Here is a 6915-nt window from a genome sequence, read left to right as displayed (position 1 = left end):
CCCCCCCCCCCCCCCCCCCCCCCCCCCCCCCCCCCCCCCCCCCCCCCCCCCCCCCCCCCCCCCCCCGCTCCCACACTTAATCGAGGTCATATCAGCTCATTTGCCCCGGCATATGGCCTCAAAAGCCCGGTTTACGGGCCTTCGTGCCAACCCCTGTCACAGAACCGTCATCCCCCACCCCTAGCTTGCCCTCCCAGTTGCCGGGCCTCTTGCCTGGCGCCAATGGATTCTTGGGGAGGATTGCATGTACAAGCGCACCGGGCTCGTCAGCTTCACGCTCACTGCCTTGGCCCTGGCGATGGCCAGCGAGCGGCTCAACGCTGCCGAGGCGGCCACCACCGAGCACGTCGAAGTGGTTGGCCAGGCTGCCGCCATGGACCAGGCGCTCAAGGAGCAGCGCCGCTCCGACAGCATCAAGAGCGTGGTGCATGCCGACGGCGTGGCCCAGTTGCCGGATGAAAACGTCGCCGAAGCGGTGCAGCGCCTGCCGGGCATCAGCGTCGAGCGCGACCAGGGTGAAGGGCGCTTTGTCAGCGTGCGCGGCCTGGGCCCGGACCTCAACAGCGTGACCATCAACGGCACCCTGGTGCCCGCGCCGGAAAGCGCGCGCCGCGCGGTGGCGCTCGATGTGTTGCCCTCGGAACTGGTGCAATCGCTGTCGGTGATCAAGACCCTCACGCCGGACATGGACGCCAACTCCCTCGGCGGCACCGTCGACGTGCAAAGCCTGTCGGCCTTCGACCACAAGGGACTGTTCTACACCGGCAGCAGCGAGGCCAGCTACGACAAGAACACCCGCCAGACCAGCCCCAAGTTCTCCGGCGCCGCCAGTAACCGTTTCAGCCTTGGCGACGGCATCGACAACTTTGGCGTGGCCGCCGCCCTCAGCTGGCAGAAGCGCGACTTCGGCTCGGACAACGTCGAGACCGGCGGCGCCTGGGACTTCACTGATGGCGCCAGACTCAACGAGTTCGAACAGCGCGACTACGACATCAGCCGCGAACGCGCCGGGGGCGGCCTGAACTTCGACTACAAGCCCGATGACCTCAGCAGCTACTACCTGCGCACTCTCTACAGCCGCTACAAGGACAGCGAGACCCGCAACTCCACCAGCATCGAGTTTGCCGACCCCCAGGCGCCCGGCGAACTGGGCGATGCCGAGGGCAAGCGCAAGCTGAAGAATCGCGAGGAAACCCAGGAGATCCAGTCCTACGTGTTCGGCGGCGAGCGCATGCTCGGCCTCTGGACCTTGAGCGGCCAGGCCGGCTACAGCCAGTCCAGCGAAGACAGCCCGGCGCACATTGCCGGCGCCACTTTTGACGGCGGCGACTTCGCCAACAGCGGCTTCTATGACAAGGACAAGCCGCGCCCGATCATCGGCGCCGGTTTCTACGACGCGAGCAACTTCACCCTCGACAAGGTCGACTGGGAGAAGCAGAACACCAAGGACACCGAGAAAAACCTGCGCCTGGACCTGGCCCGCGACTATGACCTCGGCGGCTACGCGTCCCAGGTCAAGTTCGGCGGCAAGGTCAGCCGTCGCAACAAGGACAACGACCTGGAGGCCTGGGTCTACGAAGACTTCGACACCCTGGGTTTCACCGCCGACCAGCTCAACCTCACTCAATTTCAGAAAGGCTCTGTCGACTATCGCCTCGGCAACTACGGCCCCGGCATCAGCCCTGGCGCGATCAAGCAGTTGATCGGCAGTCTCAACCCGGCGGATTTCTATGACGAGACCGAATCGCGGGTCAACGACTTCACCATCCGCGAGGACATCAATGCCGGCTACCTGATGAACACCGTCGATATCGACGACTGGCGCTTTATCGCCGGCCTGCGCTACGAGGGCACCGAGTTCGAAGCCAAGGGTACCGGCGCGACCGATGGAGTGTTCACGCCCACCGAAACCAAGCGCCGCTATCACCACTGGCTGCCCGGCCTGCATGCGCGCTACCAGATCCACAAGAACACCCAATTGCGCGCCGCCTGGACCAAATCCGTGGTGCGCCCGACCTTCGGCCAGCTGGCGCCGGGGTTTGTCATCGACGATGACGAAGCCACCTTCGGCAACCCGGACCTCAAGCCCCTGGAGTCGAGCAACCTGGACCTGGGCATCGAGCATTTCATGGGTCGCGCCGGGACCGTGTCCGCGTTCGTGTTCTACAAGGACATCAAGAATTTCGTCTACAACACCGACCTGGCCGGCACTGGCGCCTGGACCAACTTTGCCGAGGCCCACACCTACGCCAACGGCGACAGCGCCAAACTCTACGGCCTGGAACTGGCCTACTCGCAGAAATTCGACTGGCTGCCCGCGCCGTGGAACGGCTTGCTGATCGGTGCCAACAGCACGTTCAGCCGCTCCAGCGCCGATATCGAAGGCTTCGACAGTGCCAGCGGCCGTAACCGCAAACGCAACATCAGCCTGCCGAACCAGTCGGACACCGTCGGCAACCTGATGCTCGGTTGGGAAAACGACAGGCTCAGCCTGCGCGTGTCGGCCAACTACAAGTCGGCGTACCTGTATGAACTCGCCTCGATCAACGACAAGGCCCACGACCTGCACGTCGACGCGCAGACCTTCGTGGACTTCAGCGCGCGCTACTCGCTGAGCAAAAACCTGCAGGTCAGCTTCGAGGCGCAGAACCTCACCGATGAGTCGTACTTCGTCTACACCGGCCATCGCAGCTACAACGGCCAATACGAAGAGTACGGCCCGACCTACAAGCTGGGCCTGACCTTCACCCATTTCTGAACTCAACACATTCCAGCTGCAGGCGCTGGCTTGCCTGGAGTTGATCTCCATCGTATTCGAAGGATTTGCACGTTAATGAGAATGTCCAAGCTGTACCTGTTGATTGCCCTGGCCACCTGCGGCCACGCCCTGGCCGGCGACCTGGCGCTGACCCCGTGGGCACCGGGCCTCAAGGCTGAAGCCGTGGCCCTGCTGCCCAACGGGCCCGAGCGCCTGGCCGCCGGCACCCGCGACGGCCTGCAATTGCTTGATCGCCAAGGCGCGGAACTGGCGCGCTTCAAGGGCAATTTCAGCAGCCTCGACACCCGCGCCGCCGGCGCCCAGGTGGTGGCCGCCAGTCTCGACAACGACCGCCAGCAGGCGCTGTTGATCAACCTGGATGTCGCCGGCAAGCGCTTTGGCAAGCCGCTGTACTTGCCGACCCGCGACTTTGCGGTAAATGGCCTGTGCCTTTACCGCGATGCAGCAGCCAACCTGTTTATGTTCCTGGTCGGTGAAGAGGGCAAGGGCGAGCAATGGCTGGTGGGCAATGGCGCCACGTTATTGAGTGAGGCCCAGCGCGTACGCGGGGTGCCGCTGCCGCCGTCGGCGCAGTTCTGCCAGGTCGATGACGCCACCCAGCAGTTGCTGGTGAATGAAGAAAACATCGGTTGGTGGGCCTATCCGGCGCACCCGGAAGCCGAGGTCAAGCGCACGCCGGTGGCGCTGTTCGACACGCCCAAGCGCGAAGCCGGGGCCATGGCGTCGGTGCCCGGCGGGATGGTCGCACTGGATCCCAAGACCTCCGAGCTGCACCTGTTCCAGCACACCGGCGAGCGTTGGGTCGAGCAATCGAGCCTGAGCCTGCCAGGCCTCAAAGAGCCGGAGCAACTGACGGTCAACGGCCGGCAACTGCTGGTGCGTGACGACGACACCGGCGCGCTCTACCAGGCCACCCTCGACTGGCAGGCCCAGCCGGTGGCGGCGGTGCCGGTGCTGCCGGAAGTCGCCGCCGTGCGCCAGACCGATCCGGTCGGCCGCCAGGGCGATGCAGCGGATGATCCGGCGATCTGGATTCACCCCGGGCAACCGGCGAAGAGCCGCGTGCTCGGCACCAACAAAAAACAGGGCCTGCTCGCCTATGACCTCGACGGCAAGCTGCTGCAGGAGCTGGCCGTAGGGCGCCTCAACAACGTCGATGTACGCCCCAACTTCAAACTCGGCCAGCGCACGGTCGACCTGGCCGTGGCGAGCAATCGCGATCACAACAGCCTGAGTCTGTTCAGCATCGACCGCCAGAGCGGCGAGTTGCGCGAAGCCGGTGAGGTGCCGACGCCGCTCAAGGAAATCTACGGCATTTGCCTGTTCCAGCCGGCGAGTGGGGAGATCTACGCGATCGCCAACGGCAAGGACGGCACCTTCCTGCAATACCGCCTCAGCGCGCCGGACGGCCGTGCGCAGGGTGAGCTGGTGCGCCAGTTCAAGGTCGACAGCCAACCCGAAGGCTGCGTGGCCGACGACCAGCGCCAGCGCCTGTTTATCGGCGAGGAAGATGTCGGCGTGTGGGCGGTGGACGCCCGCGCCGATCAACCGGCGACCCTGACCAACGTGATCAAGGTCGGCCCGCAACTGCACGCGGACGTCGAAGGCCTGGCGCTGTACCAGAGCGACAAGCGCGACTACCTGGTGATCTCCAGCCAAGGCAATGACAGCTACCTGGTGGTGGATGCCGAACCGCCGTTTGCCGTGCACGGCGCTTTCCGCGTGGGCCTGAACGCGGCCGCCGGCATCGATGGCGCCTCGGAAACCGATGGCCTGGAAGTTACCGCCATCAACCTCGGCGGACCATGGAGCCAGGGCATGCTGGTGGTGCAGGACGGGCGCAAGCGCATGCCCGAGCAGACCCAGAACTTCAAGTTCGTGCCCTGGGCCGACGTGACCCGCGCACTGAAATTGCCCTGAACCGTCATCACCCGGTCATCACTTTTTAATCGAATAGGACATCACCATGCACGCGACGATGGAACATATGACGATCTGGGGTTTGATCAGCGACGCCAGCCTGTTGGTCAAGGCCGTAATGCTCACCTTGCTGTTGGCCTCGTTGCTCAGTTGGTACCTGATAATCCAGCGCGCCAGTGTGCTGCGGCGCCTGGAGCGCCAGTTGAATGGCTTCGTGCAGCGATTTCGCGCGGCGCCGGACTTGCAGGTGTTGTGCCGTGAAACCGTGCAGGCAGGTGAGGGCGGCGTGGCGCCGATCTTTATCGCCGGGGTCCACGAATACCAGCACCTGCACAGCCATGACCCGGCGGTGCTGGAGGGTGTGGAGCGCGCCTTGCAGGTGGCGATCACCGAGCAGGAAGTCGAGCTGGAAAAGGGCTTGCAGTTCCTCGCGACCGTGGGCTCGGTCAGTCCCTATATCGGTCTGTTCGGCACGGTGTGGGGGATCATGAACTCGTTCATCGGCCTGTCCCAGGTGCAACAGGCGACCTTGTCCACGGTGGCGCCGGGCATTGCCGAAGCCTTGATCGCCACGGCCATCGGCCTGTTTGCGGCGATCCCCGCGGTGATCGCCTACAACCGTTTTGCCGCGCGCAGCCAGACGCTGCTCACGCGCTATTACGCCTTCGGCAACGAGCTGCAAGTACGCCTGCACCGCACCCTGCGCGGTACGCCGATCAACCTGGCCGTGGCCGCCTGAACAAGGAACAAGCCGATGTTAACCAGGCCGCAACGCAAGCACGGGCCCAAGGCCGAGATGAACGTGGTGCCGTATATCGACGTGATGTTGGTGCTGCTGGTGATCTTCATGGTCACCGCGCCGATGCTGACCCAGGGCGTGAAGATCGATCTGCCCAAGGTCGCCGCCGAGGCGCTGGCCACCGACACGCGCCAGCAGATCCTCACGCTGTCGGTGAAGGCTGACGGCGGCTATTACTGGAACCTTGGCGGCGAACTCGACACCCAGCACCAGACCGACAGCGCCGTGACCCTCGACGAAATGGGCGCCAAGGTCATGCAAGTGGTGGCGGCGCGCAGCGACACCCAGGTGTACATCCGCGCCGACGATAACGCCGGTTACGGGCGTGTGGTCGCGGCCATGGCGGTGTTGCAGAAAGGCGGGGTGAGCAACCTGGGGTTGGTGACCGAGGCCCCGCAATGACGGCGATGATCATGCACAGTGAGACGCTGACGCTGGCGCCCCGGGAGCCGTCCGGGTTGTGGAGAAACAGCGTCGCGGCGAGCCTGGCGGTAGCGCTGCACGCAGGGGTGCTGGCAGCGCTGATGCTGGGTTGGTCGGCGGAAAAAGCGCCGGTGGACACACCCAGGGTCATGCATACCCAGTTGGTGATGCTGCCGCCTGCGCCCGTGCCTGCTCCCGCACCTGAGCCGGTGGCGTTCACGCCACCGGAGCCTGTGGTTGTGCCCGTGCCCGTGCCGGTCAAACCCGCGGTCGATCCACAGGTCCAGGCGCAGAAACTCGAGAAGGCTGCGTTGGCACGCAAGCGCGTCGAAGAGCAGAAAATCGAGGCACAACAGCAGCGCCTGGCTACCGAGCAGCGCAACCGTGAACAGTGGCAACAGCGCCTCGACCAGCAGCGCCTCGCCGCCGAAACAGCCCGCGTCGCTGCCCCCGCAGCAGCGCCGGCACCGGCCTTCGACAGCCGCCAATACCAGCCCTTGAGCAAGGAAGCGCCGGACTACCCCGAGCGCGCCCTCGACAAGAGCATCGAAGGCGACTGCTCGGTGGAATACACAGTGAACACCCAGGGCCGCGTGGAAAACCCCAAAGTGCTCGATGGCTGTCACCCGTTGTTTATCCGGCCGTCACTGGCAGCGGCGAACACCTTCCGCTACCAGCCCAGGATCGTTGACGGCAAAGCCGTTCCCGTGCCGGCGGTGCGCAACACCTTCCACTACCGCATCAAGTGATATCCCGCAGTCAACACCGGCCCCCCTGTGGGAGCGGGCTTGCTCGCGAAAGCGGTGGGTCAGTCGATGAATGTGTTGACTGACACGGCGCCTTCGCGGGCAAGCCCGCTCCCACCTTTGTAATCGGTGCAGTCTGCAGATCCTTGCGATCTCCACTACCGCATCAAATGATATCCCGCAGTCAACACCGGCCCCCCTGTGGGAGCGGGCTTGCTCGCGAAAGCGGTGGGTCAGTCGATGAATGT

General features: G+C 64.7%; 5 protein-coding genes. All 5 read left to right on the top strand.

What is annotated here, in order from left to right:
• Nucleotides 1-244 precede the first annotated feature (244 nt).
• The 5 genes from AC07SI_RS30320 (at nucleotide 245) to AC07SI_RS30300 (ending at nucleotide 6670) form a co-directional block, all read left to right on the top strand.
• The gene (locus AC07SI_RS30320; protein WP_495007115.1) at nucleotides 245-2758 is read left to right on the top strand and encodes a TonB-dependent receptor; all 2514 of its coding nucleotides are present in this window, start codon (nucleotides 245-247) and stop codon (nucleotides 2756-2758) included.
• Nucleotides 2759-2833: 75 nt separating this feature from the next.
• Nucleotides 2834-4699 carry a phytase gene (locus AC07SI_RS30315; protein WP_495007114.1) on the top strand — a complete coding sequence of 622 codons (1866 nt, stop codon included), beginning with the start codon at nucleotides 2834-2836 and terminating at the stop codon, nucleotides 4697-4699.
• Between the two features lie 46 nt (nucleotides 4700-4745).
• A complete protein-coding gene (gene tolQ, locus AC07SI_RS30310; protein ID WP_120448281.1) occupies nucleotides 4746-5438 on the top strand; it encodes a protein TolQ in 693 nt (230 codons plus the stop codon).
• Between the two features lie 15 nt (nucleotides 5439-5453).
• Nucleotides 5454-5900 carry a protein TolR gene (gene tolR, locus AC07SI_RS30305; RefSeq protein WP_065906140.1) on the top strand — a complete coding sequence of 149 codons (447 nt, stop codon included), beginning with the start codon at nucleotides 5454-5456 and terminating at the stop codon, nucleotides 5898-5900.
• The gene (locus tag AC07SI_RS30300; RefSeq protein WP_495007113.1) at nucleotides 5897-6670 is read left to right on the top strand and encodes a TonB family protein; all 774 of its coding nucleotides are present in this window, start codon (nucleotides 5897-5899) and stop codon (nucleotides 6668-6670) included. Before tolR ends, AC07SI_RS30300 begins: the two co-directional genes overlap by 4 nt.
• The last annotated feature ends 245 nt before the right edge of the window (nucleotides 6671-6915 follow it).

The organism is Pseudomonas sp. GW821-FHT05D12, assembly GCF_059419825.1.
This window is presented reverse-complemented; position numbering and strand designations above follow the sequence as displayed.

Coding starts and splice junctions, on each gene's coding strand:
- AC07SI_RS30315 (WP_495007114.1), top strand. CDS start 2,834: ATGAGAATGTCCAAGCTGTACCTGTTGATTGCCCTGGCCACCTGCGGC.
- tolR (WP_065906140.1), top strand. CDS start 5,454: ATGTTAACCAGGCCGCAACGCAAGCACGGGCCCAAGGCCGAGATGAAC.
- AC07SI_RS30300 (WP_495007113.1), top strand. CDS start 5,897: ATGACGGCGATGATCATGCACAGTGAGACGCTGACGCTGGCGCCCCGG.
- tolQ (WP_120448281.1), top strand. CDS start 4,746: ATGCACGCGACGATGGAACATATGACGATCTGGGGTTTGATCAGCGAC.
- AC07SI_RS30320 (WP_495007115.1), top strand. CDS start 245: ATGTACAAGCGCACCGGGCTCGTCAGCTTCACGCTCACTGCCTTGGCC.